This is a genomic window from Pseudoleptotrichia goodfellowii (genome assembly GCF_007990505.1).
GTDB lineage: Bacteria > Fusobacteriota > Fusobacteriia > Fusobacteriales > Leptotrichiaceae > Pseudoleptotrichia > Pseudoleptotrichia goodfellowii.
Genome location: NZ_AP019822.1, coordinates 1355035 through 1379577 on the forward strand (window position 1 = coordinate 1355035; position 24543 = coordinate 1379577).

The 24543-nt window shown below is 32.3% G+C and carries 21 protein-coding genes; 1 reads left to right on the forward strand and 20 read right to left on the reverse strand.

The features are described from left to right. Positions 1-9: 9 nt before the first annotated feature. The 10 genes from FVE72_RS06675 to FVE72_RS06720 all read right to left on the reverse strand — a co-directional run bounded on the left by FVE72_RS06675 (position 10) and on the right by FVE72_RS06720 (position 13573). Entirely contained in the window at positions 10-1809 is a 1800-nt protein-coding gene (locus FVE72_RS06675) for an oligopeptide ABC transporter substrate-binding protein (RefSeq protein ID WP_026737745.1), read from the reverse strand. Between the two features lie 203 nt (positions 1810-2012). After that, positions 2013-3803, reverse strand: a complete 1791-nt coding sequence (locus FVE72_RS06680; RefSeq protein ID WP_006808395.1) for an oligopeptide ABC transporter substrate-binding protein — start codon at positions 3801-3803, stop codon at positions 2013-2015. Positions 3804-3846: 43 nt separating this feature from the next. Next, positions 3847-5640, reverse strand: coding sequence for an oligopeptide ABC transporter substrate-binding protein (locus tag FVE72_RS06685; RefSeq protein WP_232049426.1), 1794 nt, complete (start codon positions 5638-5640; stop codon positions 3847-3849). 51 nt (positions 5641-5691) lie between these two features. Next, positions 5692-6591, reverse strand: coding sequence for an ABC transporter permease (locus FVE72_RS06690; protein ID WP_006806815.1), 900 nt, complete (start codon positions 6589-6591; stop codon positions 5692-5694). Positions 6592-6601: 10 nt separating this feature from the next. Beyond that, the gene (opp4B, locus tag FVE72_RS06695; RefSeq protein WP_006806754.1) at positions 6602-7564 is read right to left on the reverse strand and encodes an oligopeptide ABC transporter permease; all 963 of its coding nucleotides are present in this window, start codon (positions 7562-7564) and stop codon (positions 6602-6604) included. Between the two features lies 1 nt (position 7565). Next, positions 7566-8507, reverse strand: a complete 942-nt coding sequence (locus FVE72_RS06700; protein ID WP_026737747.1) for an ATP-binding cassette domain-containing protein — start codon at positions 8505-8507, stop codon at positions 7566-7568. 1 nt (position 8508) lies between these two features. Further along, positions 8509-9549 carry an ABC transporter ATP-binding protein gene (locus FVE72_RS06705; protein WP_026737748.1) on the reverse strand — a complete coding sequence of 347 codons (1041 nt, stop codon included), beginning with the start codon at positions 9547-9549 and terminating at the stop codon, positions 8509-8511. Positions 9550-9849: 300 nt separating this feature from the next. Further along, positions 9850-11760 (reverse strand): PTS fructose transporter subunit IIABC, encoded by a 1911-nt coding sequence (locus FVE72_RS06710; RefSeq protein ID WP_026737749.1) that lies wholly within the window; start codon positions 11758-11760, stop codon positions 9850-9852. A 4-nt stretch (positions 11761-11764) separates the two neighbouring features. Continuing rightward, a complete protein-coding gene (gene pfkB / locus FVE72_RS06715) occupies positions 11765-12682 on the reverse strand; it encodes a 1-phosphofructokinase (RefSeq protein ID WP_006806718.1) in 918 nt (305 codons plus the stop codon). Positions 12683-12760: 78 nt separating this feature from the next. Continuing rightward, on the reverse strand, positions 12761-13573 hold the full coding sequence (locus FVE72_RS06720; protein WP_026737750.1) for a DeoR/GlpR family DNA-binding transcription regulator: 813 nt from the start codon (positions 13571-13573) through the stop codon (positions 12761-12763). 125 nt (positions 13574-13698) lie between these two features. On the opposite strand from FVE72_RS06720, the gene FVE72_RS06725 reads away from it, so the two are divergent. Further along, positions 13699-14802: a S1C family serine protease gene (locus FVE72_RS06725; RefSeq protein ID WP_006806712.1), complete on the forward strand. Its 1104-nt coding sequence runs from the start codon at positions 13699-13701 to the stop codon at positions 14800-14802. Between the two features lie 527 nt (positions 14803-15329). Here the strand turns inward: FVE72_RS06725 and FVE72_RS06735 are convergent. The 10 genes from FVE72_RS06735 to FVE72_RS06780 form a co-directional block, all read right to left on the reverse strand. Next, positions 15330-15995 carry a peptidylprolyl isomerase gene (locus FVE72_RS06735; protein ID WP_026737752.1) on the reverse strand — a complete coding sequence of 222 codons (666 nt, stop codon included), beginning with the start codon at positions 15993-15995 and terminating at the stop codon, positions 15330-15332. Between the two features lie 24 nt (positions 15996-16019). Beyond that, complete coding sequence (locus tag FVE72_RS06740) at positions 16020-16367, reverse strand: hypothetical protein (RefSeq protein WP_026737753.1); 348 nt, start codon at positions 16365-16367, stop codon at positions 16020-16022. 75 nt (positions 16368-16442) lie between these two features. Next, complete coding sequence (locus FVE72_RS06745; RefSeq protein WP_026737754.1) at positions 16443-17216, reverse strand: ABC transporter permease; 774 nt, start codon at positions 17214-17216, stop codon at positions 16443-16445. A gap of 4 nt (positions 17217-17220) precedes the next feature. Further along, on the reverse strand, positions 17221-18012 hold the full coding sequence (locus FVE72_RS06750) for an ABC-2 family transporter protein (protein WP_026737755.1): 792 nt from the start codon (positions 18010-18012) through the stop codon (positions 17221-17223). Positions 18013-18027: 15 nt separating this feature from the next. Then, positions 18028-19032, reverse strand: a complete 1005-nt coding sequence (locus tag FVE72_RS06755) for an ABC transporter ATP-binding protein (RefSeq protein WP_081724190.1) — start codon at positions 19030-19032, stop codon at positions 18028-18030. A 63-nt stretch (positions 19033-19095) separates the two neighbouring features. Next, positions 19096-20019 (reverse strand): manganese-dependent inorganic pyrophosphatase, encoded by a 924-nt coding sequence (locus FVE72_RS06760; protein ID WP_026737757.1) that lies wholly within the window; start codon positions 20017-20019, stop codon positions 19096-19098. Positions 20020-20148: 129 nt separating this feature from the next. Next, positions 20149-21111, reverse strand: a complete 963-nt coding sequence (locus FVE72_RS06765; protein ID WP_026737758.1) for a hypothetical protein — start codon at positions 21109-21111, stop codon at positions 20149-20151. Between the two features lie 37 nt (positions 21112-21148). Next, positions 21149-21973 (reverse strand): diacylglycerol kinase, encoded by an 825-nt coding sequence (locus tag FVE72_RS06770; protein WP_026737759.1) that lies wholly within the window; start codon positions 21971-21973, stop codon positions 21149-21151. Between the two features lie 42 nt (positions 21974-22015). Then, positions 22016-22480 carry an rRNA maturation RNase YbeY gene (gene ybeY / locus FVE72_RS06775; RefSeq protein WP_026737760.1) on the reverse strand — a complete coding sequence of 155 codons (465 nt, stop codon included), beginning with the start codon at positions 22478-22480 and terminating at the stop codon, positions 22016-22018. Next, positions 22480-24534 carry an HD family phosphohydrolase gene (locus tag FVE72_RS06780; RefSeq protein ID WP_026737761.1) on the reverse strand — a complete coding sequence of 685 codons (2055 nt, stop codon included), beginning with the start codon at positions 24532-24534 and terminating at the stop codon, positions 22480-22482. The genes ybeY and FVE72_RS06780 overlap by 1 nt, the downstream gene beginning before the upstream one ends. Positions 24535-24543 lie beyond the last annotated feature (9 nt).

Consider the following 24543-nt stretch of genomic DNA (forward strand, 5'->3'; position numbering starts at 1 on the left):
TTAATATATTTATTTGCTTGATTTTATCGGATCTTTAGTCGTTAATTCCCATTTATGTATTCCTTCACCTTTTTTAGCACTGTCACGTCCTATATAATAGTTTTTTACCCTTTTGTTTACAGGGATTATCGCATATCTGTAAGTCAAAGGTACTTCTACTGCCTGATTTATATAATATTCCTGCCATTTTTTATATGCTTCGGCTTTATAATTAGGATCTTCAAGAGTTTTCGGACTTGAAGTTTCAGCCATTAATTTATCATTTTCATCAGAGCCGAATCTTGTGAGATTAAACTGTGATCTTCTTCCTGCACTTTCTACAGGATTCAGATTTGTTCCTACTGCCCATGCGGCAAAGAACACATCTATTTCAGGGTCATCAGCTTCTAATTTTTCATAAAAACTGTTGAACTCCATAAGTCTTCCTGTACTTAATACTCCTTTTATTCCTATTTCTTTCCATTGTTGGATATAAAACTGTACTAACGGCTCAGCTATATCTCCACCTGCCATTGCTGCGATTTTTACTTCAAAAGGTTTTCCGTTCTTATCTTCTCTGTATCCGTCACCGTTTACATCCTTATATCCCGCTTCATCAAGGAGTTTTTTAGCTTTTTCGGTATTATAAGGGAATCCTTCTATATCTTTTGAAAAATATTTTTTAAATGCAGGCGGTACTGACGACGTTGCTCTTTCTCTTAATCCTCCGTAGAAAGCTTTTACCATTTGATTGACGTCAAGTCCGTAAATAAGTGCCTGTCTCAATCTTATATCTGCCATTTTTGCATTAGGATCTGTTATATTTTCATTTTTTGCTTTATCAAAATGTCCCATTTTAAATCCTACATAAGAATAATACAATTCCTGTCTTCCCAATATTTGTAAATTATCGTAATCTTTGTAAATGTTGTACTGATCCGACGGCATTTGTATAACCATATCATATTCTCCGGCTTTTAATGCCGCTGTTATTGTATTGGAGTTTACAACCTGAACTATTACTTTTTCTATTTTCGGTTTTCCCTTAAAGTAATATTCGTTGGCTTTCAATTCAAGGCTTTCTCCCTGAACTGCATTAACTATATTGTATGCTCCCAAACTTATAATTTTACTTCTTACTTTTTCCGATTTTTCCAAATCTTTTATCGGTATATCTTTCAAATAGTGTTTAGGCAATGCCGACCCTTGAAGTCCGTTTCCTATAGTGTAGACTCCCTGTCCCAATTCATTAAAAGATACTTCTACCGTTTTATCATCTATTTTTTTCAATCCCGATATAGTATTTGCTTTTCCCTCGTGATATTCCTTCATTCCTACTATTTTTACAGAATCATCGTCATATCTCGGTCCTGTATAATCTTTATTTCCTATCACTTCATAAGAGTATATTACATCATCTGCTGTCAAAGGTTGACCGTCAGACCACTTTATTCCGTCTTTTATTTTTATTGTCGCTTTTTTATTCGGTGCATTCACTGTCAGTGTAGCCGGTCCTGTATCTGTAACTTCAAAATTTTCATCTACATCAAATATTGAGTTACTGAAAAAGGAACTGACTAAATCCTGATCATATCCGTCTTTATTCAACTCTGAATAAAAAATTCCTACAAGTGGCGAATCTTTAACTATAGCCACTTTCAATACCGCATCTTTCACTGCGGGATCATTGTTCGATGTTTCAATCGGAAATTTTGAAGCATCTACCGCATCCTTTTCCGCATTACTCTTTTTATTTCCCGGTCCACAAGCTACCATTAATATACACATAATAACCATAATTAATGTCGACCCTGCATTCTTCATCTTCATACTGTCCTACCTCCGGTTTTATTTATTGATTTTGTTAATTAATTTTATCACTTTCCATACATTATATCAATCTTTTTTTATTTCATAAAAAAATGCCGATAAGCCTTATTTTATCGACATTTCTTTTAATTATTCCGTTTTTTGTATATTTTATATTTTTTATATAAATTTTATATATATTATATATAGGTCTTTATACAAAATTATTTACTTGCTTTTATAGGTTCTTTAGCTGTCAATTCCCATTTATGTATTCCTTCACCTTTTGTAGCTTCATCAAATCCTATATAGAAGTTTTTCAATCTTTTATTTACAGGTACCATTTCATATCTGTAAGTTAAAGGTACTTCAACTGCCTGAGGTATAAAATATTCCTGCCATTTTTTATATGCTTCGGCTTTATAATTAGGATCTTCCAATGTTTTAGAACTTGCAGTTTCCGCCATTAATTTGTCATTTTCATCAGAAGCAAATCTCGGATAGTTAAACATTGATTTTCTTCCTGAACCTTCTATAGGGTTTAAGTTTGTTCCTACTGTCCATGCAGCGAAGAATACGTCTATTTCAGGATCATCAGCTTTTACTTTTTCATAGAAACTGTTAAATTCTATAAGTCTTCCTGTAGATAACACTCCTTTTATCCCTATTTCTTTCCATTGTTGGATATAGAACTGTACTAACGGTTCAGCTATATCTCCGCCTGCCATTGAAGCAATTCTCACTTCAAAAGGTTTTCCGTCTTTATCTTCTCTGTATCCGTCACCGTTTACATCTTTATATCCCGCTTCGTCAAGTAATTTTTTAGCTTTTTCAGGATCATAAGGGAATCCTTTTATATCTTTTGAGAAATATTTTTTAAATATCGGAGGTACTGATGATGTTGCTCTTTCTCTTAATCCGTTATAAAATGCTTTAACCATCTGATCCACATCAAGTCCGTAAGCAAGAGCCTGTCTCAATCTTACGTCTGCCATTTTTGCATTGGGATCAGGTATATTTTCTCCTTTTTCTTTATCATAATGACCTACTTTGAATCCCATGTAAGAATAGTATAATTCCTGTCTTCCCAATACTTCCAAGTTATCATAGTCTTTATATACTTTATACTGATCTGTAGGTATTCTTAAAGCCATGTCATATTCTCCCGACTTCAAAGCCTGAGATATTGTATTGGAGTTTACAACCTGAACTACTGCTTTTTCTATTTTCGGTTTTCCTTTAAAGTAATTTTCGTTTGCTTTCAATTCCAAACTTTCTCCCTGAACCGAATTGGATATACTGTATGCTCCCAAAGTTACTACTTTACTTCTTATAAGTTCCGATTTTTCCAAATCTTTTATCGGTACATCTTTCAAATGATGTTTAGGTAATGCTGTTCCACGAAGTCCGTTTCCTAAAGTGTAGACTCCCTGTCCTAATTCTGTAAACGAAACTTCTACAGTTTTATCATCTATTTTTTTCAATCCTGAAATATTAGGTGCTTTTCCCTCATGATATTCTTTCATTCCTACTATTTTTGTAGAATCATCATTATATCTTATTCCTGTATAATCTTTATTTCCCACTACTTCATAAGAATATATTACGTCATCTGCAGTCAAAGGCTGCCCGTCAGACCATTTTATTCCGTCTTTTATTTTTATCGTTGCTTTTTTATTTGCAGCATCTACTGATAATGTAGCCATTCCTGTATCTGTAACTTCAAAATTTTCATCTACTTCAAATATTTGATTATTGAAAAATGTTTCCGCTATTTTTCCGTCAAATCCGTCTGAGTAAAGTTCCTCATAAAATACTCCTACAAGAGGCGAGTCTTTAACTATAGCTACTTTTAAGACCGCATCTTTTACTGCTGCGTCTTTATTGGATGTTTCTATAGGAAATTTTGAAGCATCTACTGCTTCGTCCCCTGCATTACTCCTCTTTTTCCCCGGTCCGCATGATATTAGCAGCATTAAAATAAACAAAGTCATTACTGTTCCGATTTTTCTCATTGCTTTACCTCCAAAATTTTTAATTATAAATTTTCTTTTAAATTTATTTACTTGCTTTTATAGGCTCTTTAGCCGTCAATTCCCATTTATGTATTCCTTCACCTTTTGTAGCTTCATCAAGTCCTATATAATAATTTTTTACTCTTTTATTTACAGGTACTACTCTGTATCTATAAGTTAGAGGCACTTCAACTGCTTGATCTATATAGTATTCCTGCCATTTTTTATATGCTTCGGCTTTATAGTTAGGATCTTCCAATGTTTTAGGACTCGCAACTTCAGCCATTAATTTATCATTTTCATCAGAAACAAATCTTGTAAGGTTAAATTGGGATTTTCTTCCTGCACCTTCTATAGGATTTAAGTTCGTTCCTACTGTCCATGCAGCAAAGAACACATCTATTTCAGGATCATCAGCCTGAACTTTATCATAAAAACTGTTAAATTCTATAAGTCTTCCTGTAGTTAATACAGCTTTTATTCCTATTTCTTTCCATTGTTGGATATAAAATTGTACCAATGGTTCAGCTATATCCCCTTGTGCCATTGCAGCTATTCTGACTTCAAAAGGTTTTCCGTCTTTATCTTCTCTAAATCCGTCACCGTCTTTATCTTTATATCCGGCTTCATCAAGTAATTTTTTAGCTTTTTCTTTATCATAAGGATAACCTTTTATGTCTTTTGAGAAATATTTTTTATAAACAGGCGGTACTGATGATGTTGCACTTTCTCTTAAACCGTCATAAAAAGCGTTTACCATTTGATCTTTGTCAAGTCCGTAAGCAAGAGCCTGTCTTAATCTTACATCTGACATTTTTGCATTAGGATCTGTTATGTTTTCTCCTTTTACTTTATCATAATGCCCTACTTTGAATCCCATATATGAATAGTATAAATCCTGTCTTCCTAATATTTCCAAGTTATCGTAGTCTTTATACACTTTGTACTGCTCATTAGGCATTTGAATAACCATATCGTATTCTCCGGATTTTAGAGCTGTTGATATTGTATTAGAACCTACAACCTGAACTACTACTTTTTCTATTTTCGGTTTTCCTTTAAAATAATACTCGTTAGCTTTTAATTCCAGACTTTCTCCCTGAACAGAGTTGGAAATAGTGTATGCACCCAAAGTTACTATTTTACTTCTTGATTTTTCAGATTTTGGCAGATCTTTTATAGGTACATCTTTTAAATAATGTTTAGGCAATGCCGATCCCTGAAGTCCGTTTCCTACAGTATAAATACCCTGTCCTAATTCTGTAAATGATACTTCTACTGTTTTATCATCTATTTTTTTCAATCCTGAAATATTAGGTGCTTTTCCTTCGTGATACTCTTTCATACCTACTATTTTTAAGTCTTCATCATTATATCTTATTCCTGTGTAATCTTTATTTCCTACCACTTCATAAGCGTATATTACGTCATCTGCAGTCAAAGGCTGACCGTCAGACCATTTTATTCCGTCTTTTATTTTTATTGTTGCCTTTTTATTCGAAGCGTCTACTGTTAATGTAGCCATTCCTGTATCTGTAACCTCAAAATTCTCATCTACATCAAAGATTTGACTATTAAAGAATGTTTCCAATATATATCCATCCGGACCATCTTCATATAATACCGGATTAAATAACCCTACAATAGGAGAATCTTTTACAACTGCCACTTTCAGTACCGCATCTTTTACTGCAGGAGCATTATTGGAAGTTTCTACAGGAAACTTTGAAGTATCGGCTTTTTCGCCTCCTCCTTGGCTTTTTCTTTCGCCTGGACTGCAAGCTGTCAATAACATTAAAACAAATAGAACTAAAATAGTTCCTGTTCTTTTCATCATTTTACCTCCAATTTTTATTTTATAAATTTATAAAAATTATTTATTCTATATTTATCCCAATCTTTGTCTTGCATCTGCGGCTCTTTTAAGTGCCTGTCCTACATAGTTTATACATAACATCATTACTAGTATTAATATTGATGCCGGCATCCAAATCCAAGGCTTTGAAGACAACACTTCAGGGTTTGTAGCATAACCGACCAGCGTTCCCAAACTTGGAATTGAAGGCGGTAATCCGAATCCTAAGAAACTTAATCCTGTTTCTATTCCTATATTTCCTGCAAAAGCCAATGTTGAATCCACTATAATAATGGAGCTTATATTCGGCAGCATTTCTCTGAATATTATTTTAAAATCACTCGTTCCCATAGTTTTTGAAGCGTGAACATAATCTCTTCTTCCTTCGGACAAAGCCTTACTTCTTATAAGTCTTGCAGTTCCTACCCAGTAAAATGCACTCATTATCATAATAAATGTAAAAATATTATATCTCGGAACTATTGTTATAAATACTATTACAAGCATCAGTGTAGGCAAAATCATAATAAAATCTATCAATCTCATTATAAGATCATCTACAACTCCGCCGTAATATCCGGCTATAAGCCCTACTATAATACCTAATCCTGAAGTCAATACTGTTACCGTAAATCCTATAATTATAGAGTTTCTTGCTCCTATTATAAGCTGTCCTAAAATATCACGTCCTCCATAATCGGCTCCAAGCCAGAATCCTTCTCCCGGTCTGGCATATTTATCAAGCAAACTTATCTTCATAACGTCTTCCTGATTTATAAGAGCTGCACTCACAAATATAATTACAAACAATGTTACAAGCAATATTACCGAGCCCATTGCCAGTTTGTCTTTTTTTAACTCTCTTAATATAATACTTATTCCTGTAGGTTTTTCACCTATATTTTGATTATCATTTTTTTTCTTCTTACTCATTTTACACCGCCTACTCTATTCTTATTCGCGGATCTACTATACTTAAGATAATATCCGACAATAAACTTCCCAATAATGTTAAAAATCCGAACAATAATATCAATGTCGTAACTACACTGTAATCTCTTGTAGAAATAGATGATATAAATAAGTTACCCATTCCCGGATAGCTGAATATCATTTCAATAAATATCGAACCGCTTAATAATCCTGTTATTGAATATCCGAAAAATGCAGCTATCGGCAAAATCGAATTTCTGAATATATGTCTTGAATAAACTACATTTTCAGGTACACCCTTACTTCTTGCAGTTTTTACATAATCAAGAGATTTCGCATCAATAACTTCATTTCTCAAGTATTGTATTGTTCCGGTTGTATTCAACAGTGCATAAGTTATAGCCGGAAGCATAATATGGTGTAACCTGTCTATAAAGTACTTGAATGAACCCGGTGTCAGCCCTATAGTAACAGACCCTGTTGTCGGAAACCATCCTAAAGTATACCCGAAAAGCCACACCATAATAAGTGATAAAACGAATGTAGGTATTGCATAACTCACATAATTGTAAAAAGTAACTCCTTTATCGATTAACGAGTTTTGATGTCTCCCTGCTATCATTCCCAAAGGTATCGCTATTGAATATGTAAGTATCATACTTAAAAGTGATAATATAAAAGTATTGTTTACCCTTTGTCCTACTAACGTACTGACAGGCAACTTATAAGCATAACTTAATCCGAAATCACCTTTAAAAGCTCTTGTCATCCATCTTATATATTGAACATGCCACGGATCATAAAATCCTGCTTTTCTTCTTAATTCTTCCAATACTGCGGGACTTGTTTGAGGTGTGATTAACCCTGTAAAAGGATCTCCCGGCATTTTTTTAGCCAGTATAAATATTAATATACTTAATATAAATAATTGAGGTATCATTACCAATATTCTTCTTAATACCGTTTTCCACATTTTACTGTTCTCCTCCTTTTACTTCATGTGCCAATGCCGCATAATGCGTATCGGATAATTTTTTCAAATCGTATACTTTTCCTTTTTCATCATAATATTCCAATTCATTTGTCTTATATTCTTTTTCTACTGCCAGTCTTTTCTGCTTATTGGCTTCCCGATGATTAGGATTTACTTCGGGAATAGCCGCAATCAGCCTTTTTGTATAAATATGTTGCGGATTTTCATATATATCTTTCTTTTCTCCCGTTTCCACAAAACGTCCTCTGTACATTATGGAAATATGGTCGCACATGTGTTTTACCACTCCAAGATCATGAGATATAAAAAGATAACTCAGTCCGAACTGATTCTGAATCTCTTTCATATAGTTCAATACTTGTGCCTGAACCGACAAATCCAGTGCCGAAACAGGCTCATCGGCGATAATAAGTTTCGGTTTTATTGCTACCGCTCTGGCAACTCCTATTCTCTGTCTCTGTCCTCCTGAAAATTCATGAGGATATTTATATAACGCATCTTCTGTCATTCCTACTATTTCAAGTAGTTCCATTACTCTCGCTTTTTCTTCACGCTCCGTTAATTTTTCAAAATTTCTCAACGGCTCTGCAATAATATCGATTATTCTTTTCTTAGGATTTAAACTTGACAGCGAATCCTGAAATATCATCTGAACATTCTGACTGTAATCGGATTTTCTTCCTATTTTTTTTGAAATAAGTTCGCCCTCATATTTTATTGTTCCGTCTTTTATTTTTTCAAGCCCTATAATAGCTTTTCCGATAGTGGATTTACCCGATCCCGATTCTCCTACAAGACCGTATGTTTTTCCTTTTTCAATATTCAGATCTATTCCGTCTACTGCATAGACATGATCAACTACTCTATTGAAAAACCCTCCACGAATCGGATAATGGACTTTCAAATTCTTTATTTCAATCATTTTATACTTCCTCCGATTTCAAATTGTTTATATTTTTCTCATTACTTTCATCTTCTTTAAAATAAAAGTTTTTCCAGCAAGTACATCTTACAAAATGTCCCGGTGAAATTTCATGCAATTCAGGATTTTCTTCATGTTCTTCCTCTTTTATCCAAGGTATTCTCGGAGCAAATCTGCATCCTTTTCTTTCCAAATTTTTCAAAGAAGGAACTGTTCCCTGTATTACGTGCAGTTTGTCAGTTTCACTGTCTAATTGAGGTATTGAATTAAGCAGCGATCTTGTATACGGGTGTTTCGGATTATTAAACAATTCGTCTACAGTAGCTATCTCCACAATCTGTCCTGCATACATAACCGCAACTCTGTCCGCCATTTCGGCAACAACTCCCAAATCATGAGTTATAAGTATTATTCCTGCCTGTATTTCTTCCTGCAACGATTTCAACAAATCAAGTATTTGTGCCTGTATAGTAACATCAAGTGCCGTTGTAGGCTCATCAGCTATTATAATTTCAGGTTTACATGAAAGTGCAATGGCAGTCATAACACGTTGTCGCATTCCTCCCGACAATTCATGAGGAAACTGTCTTGCAACTCTTTCAGGCTTTGGAATACCTACCTGCACAAGTAATTCCTGTACTCTTTTCTTTCTTTCGTCTTTATTCAGTTTAGTATGATAAATTAAGCCTTCTTCTATCTGTTCTTCCACTCTCATCAAAGGATTTAAAGCCGACAAAGGATCCTGAAATATCATTCCTATCTCATTTCCCCTTACATCGTTATATTCGTTTTCAGTCAATTTCAGGAGATTTCTTCCTTTATAAAGAATTTCCCCTTCCGATTTTGTATTTATCGGATTGTGAAGTCCTATAATCGACGTTGCCAGTGTACTTTTTCCGCAGCCTGACTCTCCGACTATTGCCAATATCTCATTTTTCTGCAAATCGAGAGTAACATTATCAACTGCCGGATAATACTCATCCTTAATACGAAAACTCGTGTATAAGTTGTTAATTTTCAGCAATGTTTTAGTTTCTTCCACTATTCTTCTCCTCTTATTTAATATTCAATCATTAAAATTAATTTTCTATATGCATATTATAACATATTTTATTATTTTTCAATACTTTATTTTTCAAAAAAACACCTCTAAATACTAACTTTTTCGCAAATGTTAAATATTTTAAAGGTGTTTTCTCAATTTTATATATTTTATATATTTTTATATATTATTTATTAATTCTTTTTCTCTGATAATCATTCGTTTTGTTGCTCCGAACGCTTCCAAACCTTATATTACAAGGATTTCTATATTAACAACTTTTTCTAAATAATATATTATCTATGCTTTTTTTATGTCTTTTTTTAATAGACCTAATAACACTGCCGATATAATACTTCCTACAGCTATTGCTACAAAATACATAATAAAATTATTACTTAATGCCATTACAAGCACTCCCCCATGAGGAGCTCTTATTTTTATACCGAACAACATTGTCAATGCTCCTGATATTGCAGCACCTACTAGATTTGCAGGAATAACTCTTGTAGGATCTGCAGCTGCGTATGGAATAGCTCCTTCTGTAATAAACGATAATCCCATTACATAGTTTGTAAGTCCCGCTTCTCTTTCTTCTTCTGTAAATTTATTTTTGAATAATGTCGATGCTAACGCTATCGCTAACGGAGGCACCATTCCTCCTGCCATAACCGCAGCCATTACTCCGCTTCCGCCTGTTGTCATAGTAGCAGCTAATGTTCCTGTACCGAATACATAAGCAGCTTTATTTACAGGACCTCCCATATCTACAGCCATCATTCCTCCAAGTATTAGTCCTAACAGCACGGCACTTGAGCCGTTCATTGAGTTCAAATAGTTTGTCAACGCTGTATTGACTATTGAAACAATAGGATTTATTACTATTATCATTGCTAATCCTACAATTAATACTGATAACACAGGATAAAACAGAATCATTTTCAAACCGTTCAATGATTTAGGCAATCCGCTTAGTGATTTTATCAAGAATTTAACAACTGCACCGGCAAATAATCCACCAACTATTGCACCTAAAAATCCTGATCCTAAAGATGTAGCCAACGCACCTGCAACAAGTCCTGCGGTTAGTGCTGCCCTATCTCCCATACTGTACGCTATATATCCTCCCAAAATAGGCACGAATAATCCGAATGCCTGACCTCCTATAGTCATAAGCATTTTAGCCAATGCCGCTTTCGATCCGAAGTCTTTCCCCGCATCGGTATTCCCCATTAATGTATCCACTAAGAATGCCAATGCTATCAGTATTCCTCCGCTTATTACAAGAGGCAACATATATGAAACTCCGCTCATCAAATGTTTATACAATCCTGATTTTTCATTTGATTTTGAAGCACTTCCTTCTTCCGAAGCCGAAGCTGCATATTTAGGCAAATTCCCGTCCAATACTTTTTGGATTAATCCTTTTGCATTATTGATACCTTCTTTTGCCCCTACTTTTATTAACTGTTTTCCGTCAAATCTTGCCATTTCGATATTTCTATCTATTGCCAGAATTACCCCTTTAGCTGCTTTAATATCTTCAGCCGTCAATTCATTTTTTCTTCCGTCTGTTCCGTTTGTTTCGACTTTTATTTTAATTCCCATTTCAGTTGCCGCTTTTTTCAAAGCCTCTTCAGCCATATAAGTATGTGCAATTCCTGTAGGACAAGCTGTTGCAGCTATTATATAAGTTTCGTCATTTCCGATTGGAGCATTTGCTGCTTCTTTTTCAGCATTTTCCGCTGCCAATTTTTCAGCTTCTTTTGCATTTATAATATCCAGAACTTCTTCAGGTGTTTTGGCATTATCAAGACTTGTTTTAAACTCGTCATCAAGTAACAACTGTGTCAATCTTGCCAATGTTTCAATATGAGTATTATTTGCCCCTGCAGGTGCCGCTATCATAAAAAACAATGTGGATTTTTCTCCATCTATTGAATCATAATCTATTCCTTTGCTGCTTCTTCCCATGGCAAGAGCAGGTTCTTTTACATACTCCGTTTTTGCGTGAGGTATTGCGATTCCTTCTTCCAGTGCAGTAGAACTTTGTGCTTCTCTTGCATTCAACGCTCCCACATATCCTTCATAATCAGTCAAAACTCCTGTATTGTCATGTAATTTTGCTATTTCTCTTATAACACTTTCTTTATCCTCAGATTTCAAATCCAGATTGATTCTTTCCTTTATCAGTAAATCCGATATTTTCATAAGTTTATACACCTTCCTTAACAATATTTATTTCTTCATATAATTTATTGACAAAATCTTTTTCAGCGAGTCCATACGAATATGCAGTAGCACTTCCTGCCGCAACTGCAAGTCTGAAAGAATCTTCTGTCGACATTCCTTTTACATATCCTGCTATAAATCCTGCCACCATTGAATCTCCTGCCCCTATGGAATTTATCAGTTCTCCTTTCGGAACTGATGCCTCCAATACAAAGTCCTTATTTACTAGCAATGCCCCATCACCGCCACGTGAAATAATTACATTTTTTACTCCTCTTTCCAAGAAAAACGAACATTTTTTTACAATTTCCTGTTTTGTTTCCAATTTTTCATCAAACATATCTCTTAATTCATGAATATTAGGTTTAATGAAAAAGTTATTATGTATATTATTCTGTAATAAATTACCTCTTGTATCAAGTACAATTTCCACATCTGTCTTTATTTTTTCAGAAAGTTCCTTATATACTGTTTTACTTACACTTTCGGGTATACTTCCTGATAAAACAAGTATATCTCCGTCTTTTAAATGAGAAACTTTTTCCATCAGCAATTTTAACTTTTCTTCGGAAATAACCGGAGAAACTCCTGTTATCTCGGTTTCTTTGTCATTACCGTTTACTTTGACATTAATTCTTGTATTCCCGTCCAGTTCTACAAATTCGGATTTTATCCCGTCTTTTTTCAAATCTTCGATTATAAAATTTCCTGTAAATCCGGCTGTATAACCGATTGCAACAGATTCCACATCAAGATTTTTAAGAACTTTAGATACATTTATTCCTTTTCCTCCTGCTCTGTAATTAACTTTATCAGCAAGATTAAGATGTTCCGTTTTCAAATCTTCCTTGATATACATGTCGTAATCTAGAGCCGGATTCAAAGTTAATGTATAAATCATTTTGACCTCCTCTTCATTTATTAATATTTCTAATATTTTCAGAAATTATCAATCGATTTTCTCTTCAAAATCTGAATATTAATAAAAATATTTTTTATATCTATTATTTTCTTTAATAGCCTGTTTAGTTGTCACTATTTTACATTCTTCCAGTTCGGCAAATTTCACATTGGACATTTTGTCAAACTTTTCTTTATCCGCTAAAATATATTTTTCTTCGGATAATTCCAACACTTTCTTTTTTATCATTGCCTCATTTATTTCAGGAGTGGTAAATCCGTTTTCAAGATTTATACCGTTCACGCCTAAAAAACATTTATCAAATCTGTATTTTTCAAGCGACAGAATAGCTTCCAATCCTATTACGGCTTTTGTTGATTCTTTTATTTCTCCGCCAAGTATGATTGTTTTTATTTTGTATTTAAGCAATTCTTCTATGTGCATAGTTCCGTTTGTTACAACCGTAATATTTTTACCTCTTAATTTTTCAATGAGATAAAAAGCTGTCGTTCCTGCATCAAGAAAAATAAAATCTTTATCTTTTAAAGTTTTCGAGATTCTTTCGGCAATTTCTTTTTTAGCCTCGACATTTTCTCTGAATCTGTCTTTCACTTCAACATCAAAACTCAACTTTTTTTGTTGGCAGATACCTCCTTTTATTTTTAAAAGAAGTCCCTTTGAATACATTTTTTCTATATCTCTTCTCACAGTTGATGAGGAAACTTCCATAATATCGTCCAGTTCCCTATAAGAAAGTCTGCCTTTTTTATTCAATTCCTGCATTATCTTCTCAAATCTATCTATTTCCAGCATATTTTCTCTTCCTGTCATTTTTATTTTTGTACCCATATAATATACTTTATTTTTTTCAAAGTCAATCATTTTTTTCATTTTTTGTCATTTTTTTTTATTTTTTTTCACAACACAAAGGAATAATTTGTTAAAATTCTATATATTTTCTAATTAAGAAGGAATATAATTCATTTTAAATTAATTATGACAAGGAGATAATACTTATGAAATTGAGAAAAACTTTGGCTTTGACATTTTTGTTGACTGCTCTCGGCATTCATGCTGAAACCGCAAATCCTAAACCGAATGTCGAAGTTACAACAAAAAGTACAACATCAGGAGATGTGTACAGAATACAGGATGCCTTTTCAAATGTTTATGAGAGAACAAAAGACTCTGTAGTAAATATAAGAACGAAAAAAACTATTATAGTAAATACTTATAATCCTTTGGAAGAGCTTTTATTCGGTACGTCAGGACGTAGACAAATCAAGAAAGAATCAGGAAGTTTGGGTTCGGGATTTATAGTTTCAAATGACGGATATGTAATGACCAATAATCACGTTATTGACGGAGCAAACGAGATATTTGTAAAACTTTCTGACGGAAATGAGTATTCGGCAAAATTTATAGGCGGCTCACCTGAAATAGATATTGCAATATTGAAAATCAATTCAAACAAAAAATTTGTTCCGCTAAAATTTGAAAATTCCGACAATATTAAAATAGGACATTGGGCAATAGCTTTCGGAAATCCTCTCGGACTTAACAGTTCAATGACCGTGGGTGTAATCGGGGCTTTAGGAAGAAGTTCTCTCGGAATTGAACAGGTGGAAAACTTTATTCAAACTGATGCTGCTATAAATCAAGGGAACAGCGGAGGTCCTCTTTTGGACATTAACGGAAATGTTATCGGAGTTAATACTGCTATTTTCTCTACAACGGGTGGAAGTATAGGGATCAGTTTTGCTATCCCGTCAAATTTGGCTCAAAATGTTAAAGACTCTATTATAAAAACAGGAAAATTTGAACGTCCTTATTTGGGAATATCCATAGCCGACTTATCGTCTATCCCGGCTAATCAGCAAAAACCGCCATATTCTTACGGTGTTTACGTAAATAAAGTATTTCCTAATTCGCCTGCGGCAAAATACGGTATTCGTGATAAAGATGTAATTCTGGAACTTAATAACAGAAGAATCTCATCTGCAAGTTCTTTTATAGGAGAATTGGCTGCTAAAAAGATAGGCGATACAGTTAATTTAAAAGTTTATTCCGACGGAAAAGAAAAAAATGTAAATATAGTTTTGGAGAAATATAATAATTAAATTTCAGTTTTATAAGCTGATTTTAAAATATTTTCTTGATATTATTTATAATCTTTGATATAATTATTTCATAGTGGAATGCATGATTGATTGCCTGAGGGCTTCATGCTAACCCGATATTGCAGGACGATATCGGGTCAATTTTTTATTAACAGTTTCAGAAATGTATGTGCCCATAATGAAAGGCTTTACGAACATCGCCATACAAGAGGAATTAAAATTAAAAGTACAATTCTTCACAATTTGCATAATTTAGAATTCAAATACAGTTTATTTGACTTAATTCTAATATTAGTCAGTTTTATGACAAATTTTGAATATTCTCTTTTATTCAAAGATTTAATTGTTTCTCCGTTAGCTCTTTTATATTCAAATATAGGAGAAAAAAGATTTATAAAAATTCTTAATATGATGAATTTCCCGAAAAATTGGCAGGAAATTTTAACTATAGAAGATTCTTTTAATAAATATATCGATCTTTATGAAAAAGAAAAAATATGAGGCTTTTGAATTACCTCATATTTTTATTACCTACTCTGTTTCAATATCTCTTCCCATTGTGCAACTTCTGTTGAAAAGTAAGTTAAAAAGTCATCTACTTTTCTTCCTTTTATTTCTATATCCACTATTTTATCTTCAGGTCTTATAAGTCTTAATACACTCATATCTTCTCTTGATTTTATTTCACCGATTATTGTGTATTTACCGTTCAGCTGACTCACAGGAGATACCGTAATAAAGAACTGGCTGCTGTTTGTATTCGGTCCTGTATTTGCCATTCCTACTTTTCCTGCACTGTCAAATGTCAACCAGTCGACTATTTCATCATTGACAAGGTAACCTGTATTCCCTGTCCCGTCACCTTTAGGATCTCCCGACTGAACTAAAACATTTCCTATAATTCTGTGAAAGGAAAGCCCATTATAAAAATTGTTTTTAGCTAAAAATACAAAATTTGCTACATTTTGAGGAGCAGCTTCAGGATAAAGAAACAACGAAATATTTCCTTTATTAGTTTTAATAACTGCTTCCAATTCAAATTTTTTCATCTGTTTTTTAAATTTACTGTCTTCTTTCTTTTCCTGTCTTTCGAGTTTTCTTTCTTCTCTTGTCTTTTTTATCTTTACTGTTTTGGCATTACCTAAATTAAAAAACATCATCATTAAAATTCCGAGTAGTAATATTCTTTTCATTTTATCAAACCTTTCTTTAAAAATTTAGTTTTTAATTCTTTTAATTACGTCTTCAATATTTATTTTATTATTATAATCAAACTCAAAAATATTAAAATCAAAAATTTCTATTTCCAAATCCATTTTCAGTATTTCTCTTTCGGTTACGAAATTATCATAAATTACAAGCACCGATGCAGGATTATCATAAGCATCACGGACATCCACAATGTTAATAAGTCTTCCGTCAGCTATATTAAGTGTATTTCTTATTATTTCATAGACCTTCTTTTTATTTTTGATTTCTTTGGATAAATCAACAGCTATTGAAGGTAACTTTATACCGAATAAAATTTCAGGTTCTTCCCGTTTCTTAAACTTTATTATTGCCATACCTTTTCCTTTAAACACTTATTTTAAAAATTATATCATATATAAATAATTTTTTCAATTTTATAAAATTTTAATTTAATTACTTGACTGATATTTTTTTATCCCTGCATACCACATTTTATAAACAGCTGTTGTAAAAACAATCAGAAAAAGTATATACCAAAGCATACTCATTATATTTACTTTTCCTCTTAATATATCCACAGGCAGATTTATCGAAGTCAATATCGGGATTATCCATATCATTAGAAATCTTATTATTTTGGGATAAATAGAAGCAGGCCTTGAAGAAAAATCAGTTAATATTTCCGGCACCCATGTCAGTTCATTTGCTCTTTCTTTCCAAAAAGCTACTGTTACAGTAAGATGATTAAACAAAAATATGAACCATACTCCCATTATTACAGATACAATATACATAAGTATCTGCAGTCCGCCAACTTTTTCTTTGTATATTATATAACTTTGTACTCCTATCCCTGCAAGAATATTTATAAGGCTTGGAAAATCTATCCTGTAAAGAGAATAATACCAGAATGAATTTATCGGACGTAAAAATATATAATCCAGTTTACCTTCCAAAATTTCTTCATCTAATGTAGAATCTCCCCATACAAAGAAAAAATTATAACCGTACATTATGATTGTTGCTGTCGTAATCAGGCTAAAATAATCCCATTTCGTCCAACCCATTATATTATCTGTATATTTAAAATATACAAATCCTGAAAAAAGCTCAAACAGATAAAATATCAACCCGAATACAACTATAAGCAAAGAAGTTGTTCTGTAAATAAGCATTTGCTGAATACTGTTACTTATCATTATTTTATAAACTTTCATATTCATTCTTTTACGCCCCCATTCCTTCGTATTTTCTGAGACCTTTTGTGAAAGCATAACGGTATGCCGCTCTGAATACAAAAATCCATATGATTATCACAATTATATAGAAAAATACTTCCTTTTCGGTAAACATTTCCTGCAATCCGTGAATAGAAGCATATCCGACTATTGCAAAAGGGTTGTATTTTATTATATTATAAAAATTTTCCGACAACAAATCCAAAGGAAAATAAATCCCCGATAAAAGCAGATAAATTCCGTTAACAACGGCACTCAAAGGCCAAACCTCAATAAGCCAGAAACCTACTGTGGACATAAAAGAAATCATATAAAAGAACATTATATAACTTAAAATTATAAATATGAGCATGCCGAGAAAATAAACAGGACTTTTGAAAAAACCTGTAAATCTGCTGAAAATAAGGGCCGACAAATAAATAATTATAAGAAATAGCTTTCTTCCTGTATATTTTGCAAAACTTTCCCCCAACAAATTAATCGGTCTTAAAAGTAAAGTCGTCAATTTCCCGTTATGTATCATTTTGCCCAATTCCATCATATATGACGATGAAAATAGAGCCACTGTAAGATTTATGAGAACAATGTATATAAGCATTTCTTTTTTTGTATAATTTCCTATTTTGCCTGTTTTTGTCGAATTATATATTCCGTTCCATATATAATAGAGCATAGATAACTGTGCAAACCTTAAAAATATTCCTACAAAACTGTTGAATTTATATTGTAACTTTATCGTAATTTCATTTAAAGCGATTATTACATATTTTTTTATTGCCATAATTCCTCCCTTTCATTAGGACTTATTACTCTCATCAAGAGCAGAGTCGGTAAACAGTTCAAAAATAATATCTTCCAGTTCCGGAGTATTTTCCTTTATAGAAACTATATCCTTTAAATTCAATTCGTCGATTTTAATATCGCCGTCTTCACGATAAATTTCAAATGTATTGTTATCAAATTTTTTTACAACAATATCTTTTTCTTCAAAAGGAAGTTTTTCATTTTTACTTTCTACAATATATGTTTTTTTAGTTATAAATTTCTGCTTTAACTCATCGATTGTCAAGTCAAAATGTTTTTCTCCCTTTAATATGATAATCACTCTTTCACATAATTTTTCTATATCTTTCATATAGTGGCTTGTAAGAATTATCGTTGTATTTTCAGTTTTATTGACTTCTTTCAGAAAATCATAAACTGCGTATTGGCTTGTTATGTCAAGACCTATAGTCGGCTCATCCAGAAACAGAATTTCCGGCTTATGAATCAAAGAACAGATAAGTTCAAACTTTATTCTTTCACCGAGAGAAAGCTTTCTCACCGGAATATTGATTTTCTCTTTCAAATTAAGTAATTTCAGTAATTTTTCCAGTCTTTCTTCAAATTCTCTTTTTTCTATTTCGTAAATTTCCTTGAGCATTTTCAAAGTTTCCATAGAAGGCAAATCCCAAATAAGCTGACTTTTCTGCCCCATAACGACACCTATGTTTTTAAGATACTCTTTTTCTTTTTTATAAGGATTTTTATTCAGACATTTTATTTCTCCCGATTTCAATTCCAAAATTCCCGTCAACAATTTTATTAAAGTCGTTTTACCGGCTCCGTTAGGACCCAGTAATCCGACTATTTCTCCTTTATTTATTGATATATCCACATCAATTACAGCAGGGGCTTTTTTGTGTTTTCTTTTCCACAGATCCTGCAACGTTCCTTTTATTCCGGAACTTTTTTCATATGTCTGATACCAATAATTCAGCTTTTCACATTTTATTATTTCATTTTCAGTATTTTCATTCATTAAAATCTCACTCCTTTTTTATAGTAAAGAAGCTCAATATAATTTAAAAATATCGAATGACTCTTAATTTCCCTGTATTGCTTTTGTCAAAGGCGGTATAACCTGTTTTTTTCTTGAAACTACACCTTTTAATAGAACAGTATTATTCTCCACTTTTCCGTTAAAAGCTTTTTCTATAATTTCATTGCCGTTTCCTGCAACTATTCCTACAGAATCGTTGGACAGTATATTAGTGATTACGAATAAGAAGAAATCCAGATTTTCTTTTGAATTAAGAGCATTCATTTCAGAAATCAGTTTTTCTTTTCTTTCAAGTATTTCTTCTTCGTTTACAGTGTTTACCTGTCCTACACCTATTCTTTTCCCGTCAATTTCAAATATTTTCATATCCATATTAAGCAATTCGGACTCAGATTTTCCTCCCAAAGCAGTTCCCGCTTTAAGCATTTCAAGCCCGTATTCTTCCAAATTTACCCCTGCTATTTCGGCAAGTTCTTTTCCTGCTTTTACATCACATTCAGTGCATGTAGGCGATTTAAACAGCAATGTATCTGAAATAATAGCACTCAGCATTAATCCCGCTGTTTCTTTTGATGGAAGCAGATTTTTCTCTTTAAATAATTTCAGTATGATTGTAGCAGTACATCCCACAGGCTCCATTCTTACGTATAAAGGTTCATCCACGTTAAAGTTGGATATTCTGTGATGATCTACAAGCTCCAGTACTTTCGCTTCTTCAAATCCGTCAGCTGTTTGAGTTCTTTCGTTGTGATCCACAAGCATAATTTCTTTTCCTGCAACAGTTTCTATTAACTCAGGTTTTTGAATTTTAAAATAATCCAATACAAACTTCGTTTCCTCGTTTACTTCCCCCAATCTTGCAGGTTTTACTTCTTTTCCCGTTTTTCCTTTCAGCTCTGCATAAGCTATCGCTGAGCAGATTGTATCCGTATCCGGATTTTTGTGTCCAAAAACTAATATTGACATTGTATCTCCTCCTCTTGTAGTCAAAGATTATTTTTAAAATCTTTGCTTTTTAATTTATTTATATTTTTTAAATATATTAAATAATTTTTATATGATTTTCCAGGAAGTCTTTTTCTCGCTTTCCTAAAATCAATCCTTCCAAATAAAATTTCTCAAATACAGAAAAGTAATATCTTTTATCATAACTTCCGATTTTGTAGCAAAAATTCCCATACTTTTATCTATTTCTTTAAATATTATTCTATCTTCAAAAAAGTTTTCTATTATTCCGTATTTTTCATAATAGGATTGCTCGTATTCGAGATGTATAAATATTTTCTTTTCAAAACATTTTTTTAAAATTTCACTTATTTTTATATTCGCAATATCGGAAAAAATATCTCTCAGGCAGATATCTTCTGTTTCTATCGGATATAACTTTTCATTAATTTCCCAAACATCTCCGGCTTTCAAAATTTTAAAATTTTCATCTTTACCCCAAAATAAATCATTCTCACAAATCAAAATATAATTTTTATCCTGAAAAACTATGTTCGCTTCCTGATTTTCACCAGATACAATAATTTTATTTTTTTGAATTTCCGTATCTTCAACAATAATATCATTAATAACATTTTTACCTATTTCTATATTTTCTATCTGTTCTTTTTTCACAATTTCTTCAAAATTGTCATCATATTCGCTAATCCACTGAAAATGAAAAAAGTTTTCCGAAATTTGTTTCAAATATCCGTTATTTATATAATCCTCTTTAGAAATTACTCTGATCGAAATTTTATTTTTTATGAAATATTTGAATAAATCTTTAAAAAAATTTTCCTTTTTCAAAATAATAGTCTTTCTATCCCCTGAGTTTCTTGACTTTATTTTTTCTTCTATTATTTTCAGATATTCCGAATTTTTCGCTATTCTTTTTAATTCAGTCAATTCTATAAAATTGTATCCTTCTTCTTTTCCGTGAGGACTGACTGAAATAAAAACAGCAAATTTATCATTTATTCCGATAAAATTTCCGACAGAAAATTTTCCCTCTGATGTTCTCCAATATTCCAACAATAAATTTTTCTCTAATTTTTGTAATATTTTTTTCACTTTCTCACCTCTTTGATATTAATAACACTACTTTTTATCAATTATACAATATCCCGAAATGTATCATTACAAACATTATAATAAATGCCACTGCAAATCCCAAGGCTCCTCCTGCAAAAACTTCTCTGAAACTGTGAATCCCTGCTTTTACTCTGCTCTGTGCTACTAAAAGTGCCATTAAAAACACCAGTGCCAACACTCTTACATCACTAGTCATAAAAAGCAGTATCCCGAATGTCGCAAATGCTATGGCACTGTGCCCGCTCGGCATTCCACCTTCAAGAGGTGTCCCTTTTTTATAGAAAGATTTTATAATAATTACAATAATAGCAATTAACACAAGTATCAATATTGCTATATTTCCTTTTCTTCCTGCAATAACATGAAGCTGATTTTTAGTATCCAGTATATTTAAAAGTTTGTCGTAAAATATGAGATAACCGACACAAAGTGCATTTATCGCTGCAATCAGGACCGCTCCTGCTGCTACGTCTTTGGCAAGTTTTGCCAGAGGATGTCTTTTCGGCGATATCAAATCCACAAGTGCTTCTACCGATGTATTTATGAGCTCTGTAATCATAACAAAAGAAACAGATACCGAAATTATAAGTATTTCAGTTTTTGCAGCATTTGTCAATATAGCCAGAATAACTACAATTATAGCTAATAATATATGGACTTTCATATGTTTTTCATTTCTTATAGCTTCAGTCAGCCCTTCTATCGCAAAATTAAAACTGTCTACAATTCTTCTGTCTCTTTCTCTTTCGCTTTTTATATCCCAATTATAATTTTCATATTTTCTGAAAAAGAAAGATTTTCTTTTCTTTTTCTCTTTTTTTTCCGCATTGTTTTTATCCATAAAACACCTCATTTTTTCGGATTATTTTTACGAATTCAAAATTTAATCTCTCGTATAATTAAATTCTTTCAATATTTTTTCTTCCTTTTCTCTCATAACTTTTTTATCTTCTTCTTCTATATGGTCATACCCTAGCAAATGGAGCATACCGTGACACAGAACATAGTAAAACTCCCTTTCTTCAGAATGCCCGTAATCTTGAGCCTGACTTTTTACTCTCTCCAGGGATATTATAATATCTCCTAAAACATTCATTCCTCCGATATTTTCGGTTTCGTTGTAAGCAAAAGAGATAACATCAGTTTCAGAGTCTTTATCTCTATACTCTTTATTGATTTTTCTTATTATTTTATTATCAGCTATAAGTAATGATAAATAATAGTCATTTTCACTGTATTCTTCTTTAAATTCATTTTCAAGAATAAATTTTATAAAATTTTCGATTTTCTTTTCGTCCAGAAATTCTTCAATCTCATTTATTTCATAAGTTATATCACATTCCAACATTATTTTTCTCTCCTTTCGGATTTTTCATCCAGTTTCGGATATTTGATTCTTTCATGATAAGCACCCTGCAATACATTTAAAAATGCCTGTATTACTTTTTCGATTTCTCCCAAAGTCAGATCCGAATTATTCAGCTGATTATCATCGATTTTGTATCTTATAAGGTATCTTATCAGATTTTCTATACCTTCTCTACTTTTATCCTCTGATGCCCTTACTGCCGCTTCAATAGTGTCTGCAAGTAATATTATGCTTGATTCTTTTGTTCTCGGTTTAGGTCCGCTGTATCTGAAGTCAGATTCCAGTACTTCTTCGCCGTTTTCAAGTGCTTTGTAGTAGAAAAACTGAACCAGCGTAGTTCCGTGATGCTCCAATATTATATCAAGAATTTCTTTCGGCAGTTTATTCTGCTTTCCTATTATATATCCGTCTTTTGTATGTGATGTTATTATCAACGCACTTAATGACGGTCTTATAGTATTATGAGGATTTTTCCCTCCTCTTTGATTTTCCACAAAGAACATCGGTCTTTTCATTTTACCTATGTCATGGTAATAGGAAGCTACCCTTGTAAACGTGGCATTGGCTCCTATAGCTTCAGCTCCCGCTTCGGCTAAGGCTCCTACCATTATACTGTGATGAAAAGTTCCCGGTGCCGTAACTAAAAGCTGTTTTAACAAAGTATGTGAAAAATCACTTAATTCCAGAAGTTTTATATCAGTCAGTATATCAAAGGAATTTTCCAGATAAGGCAATATTCCCAAAGAAATCATTCCTGTCAAAATCCCCGATAATACTGAAAATATAATCATTACTATCTGCATAGGAAATTCAAGCTGATTTACAAGCCCGTAACTTAGAGACATTATTCCCTGAAATATCCCCGTAAATATTCCCAGTTTTACTATATCGCTTCTGTTTGTAAGTTTGTCGGCTCGATATACTGCAACAAGAGTAACAGCTATAATTACAAGGAACCACGTTTCATCTCTTGAAAGAATTATCATATTGAAAAACGTAAACGTCAGTGCAAAAACTTTATCTCCGAGTACCGTCAGTATTATGGGAATCGTAGCAAACGGCAGCAAATATATGAAAAACTCATCATTTGCAAATAATACATAAGAAAGATTTATCATTATCACTGTCAGTAACGACGGATAAAAAGCTTTTGATTCTACGACTTTTTCACAATATTTTTTAGTTATATAATAAAACACTGCTCCCACAACGACAAAAGTTATAAATAATCCCGCTATCTTTTTAGCTTTATCCTGTCCTCTTACAAGGTTAAGACGCTCAAGCTTTTCAAAATCATCACTGTCAATGATTTCACCTTTTTTAACGATTATATCTCCTTTATAAATTTTTATCTCGTTATTTCTCAAAGAATCTATATTATCTTCTATTTTTTCGGCAGTTTTTTTCTCGTTTATCTTTAAATTGGGCTTAATAAAGTTTTTCAAAAATTTCTTGTCCAATTCATCTATTTTTATATTGTTTGCAGCTATTATTTTTTCAAAATCACTTGCTTTTACTACACCTATTTCATATATTTCTTTGACTATAGTAATCAGATTTACCACGTAACCGACACTTTCCCTTTCAGTGATGGCTTTTATGTCTTTTACCGTCAGGTTATATTTATTTTCTTTTATAAAATTACTTATACTCTGTTCATTTGACAAATCTATGTTTTTTATATCTCTGAAAAAATTATTTATTCTGACTACAGATTCTTCAGGAACAGAAGGGATTTTATCGTATTCGGGTGTAGTATTTTTCATAATTTTATCTTTTACGCCCTTATCCATAATATCCACATTATAAACAACGTCTTTATACGCTATAATATCAGTAGGAGCCACCGTTCCCACTATATAATTGGCTTTTATTTTGGAAAGCTCTATAGCCGTTCCGAAACAAAAAAATACTATCATAGACCATATAAATCTGTTTATAAATTTTTTATCGGATGTTTTTTTCTGTTCCTCTTTCTGATTTTTTTCTTTTACTTCAAATACTATTTCCCGCCCGAATATATTAATCGTCATTTTTAACCT

Excerpts from the sequence above, each read along its gene's own strand:
- FVE72_RS06745 (WP_026737754.1), bottom strand. The coding sequence starts at position 17,216 with ATGAATATGAAAGTTTATAAAATAATGATAAGTAACAGTATTCAGCAA.
- FVE72_RS06760 (WP_026737757.1), bottom strand. The coding sequence starts at position 20,019 with ATGTCAATATTAGTTTTTGGACACAAAAATCCGGATACGGATACAATC.
- FVE72_RS06735 (WP_026737752.1), bottom strand. The coding sequence starts at position 15,995 with ATGAAAAGAATATTACTACTCGGAATTTTAATGATGATGTTTTTTAAT.
- FVE72_RS06680 (WP_006808395.1), bottom strand. The coding sequence starts at position 3,803 with ATGAGAAAAATCGGAACAGTAATGACTTTGTTTATTTTAATGCTGCTA.
- FVE72_RS06770 (WP_026737759.1), bottom strand. The coding sequence starts at position 21,973 with ATGGATAAAAACAATGCGGAAAAAAAAGAGAAAAAGAAAAGAAAATCT.
- FVE72_RS06740 (WP_026737753.1), bottom strand. The coding sequence starts at position 16,367 with ATGGCAATAATAAAGTTTAAGAAACGGGAAGAACCTGAAATTTTATTC.
- pfkB (WP_006806718.1), bottom strand. The coding sequence starts at position 12,682 with ATGATTTATACATTAACTTTGAATCCGGCTCTAGATTACGACATGTAT.
- FVE72_RS06720 (WP_026737750.1), bottom strand. The coding sequence starts at position 13,573 with ATGAAAAAAATGATTGACTTTGAAAAAAATAAAGTATATTATATGGGT.
- FVE72_RS06685 (WP_232049426.1), bottom strand. The coding sequence starts at position 5,640 with ATGATGAAAAGAACAGGAACTATTTTAGTTCTATTTGTTTTAATGTTA.
- FVE72_RS06780 (WP_026737761.1), bottom strand. The coding sequence starts at position 24,534 with ATGACGATTAATATATTCGGGCGGGAAATAGTATTTGAAGTAAAAGAA.
- FVE72_RS06690 (WP_006806815.1), bottom strand. The coding sequence starts at position 6,591 with ATGAGTAAGAAGAAAAAAAATGATAATCAAAATATAGGTGAAAAACCT.
- FVE72_RS06755 (WP_081724190.1), bottom strand. The coding sequence starts at position 19,032 with ATGAATGAAAATACTGAAAATGAAATAATAAAATGTGAAAAGCTGAAT.
- FVE72_RS06750 (WP_026737755.1), bottom strand. The coding sequence starts at position 18,012 with ATGGCAATAAAAAAATATGTAATAATCGCTTTAAATGAAATTACGATA.
- FVE72_RS06725 (WP_006806712.1), top strand. The coding sequence starts at position 13,699 with ATGAAATTGAGAAAAACTTTGGCTTTGACATTTTTGTTGACTGCTCTC.
- FVE72_RS06710 (WP_026737749.1), bottom strand. The coding sequence starts at position 11,760 with ATGAAAATATCGGATTTACTGATAAAGGAAAGAATCAATCTGGATTTG.
- opp4B (WP_006806754.1), bottom strand. The coding sequence starts at position 7,564 with ATGTGGAAAACGGTATTAAGAAGAATATTGGTAATGATACCTCAATTA.
- ybeY (WP_026737760.1), bottom strand. The coding sequence starts at position 22,480 with ATGTTGGAATGTGATATAACTTATGAAATAAATGAGATTGAAGAATTT.
- FVE72_RS06700 (WP_026737747.1), bottom strand. The coding sequence starts at position 8,507 with ATGATTGAAATAAAGAATTTGAAAGTCCATTATCCGATTCGTGGAGGG.
- FVE72_RS06675 (WP_026737745.1), bottom strand. The coding sequence starts at position 1,809 with ATGAAGATGAAGAATGCAGGGTCGACATTAATTATGGTTATTATGTGT.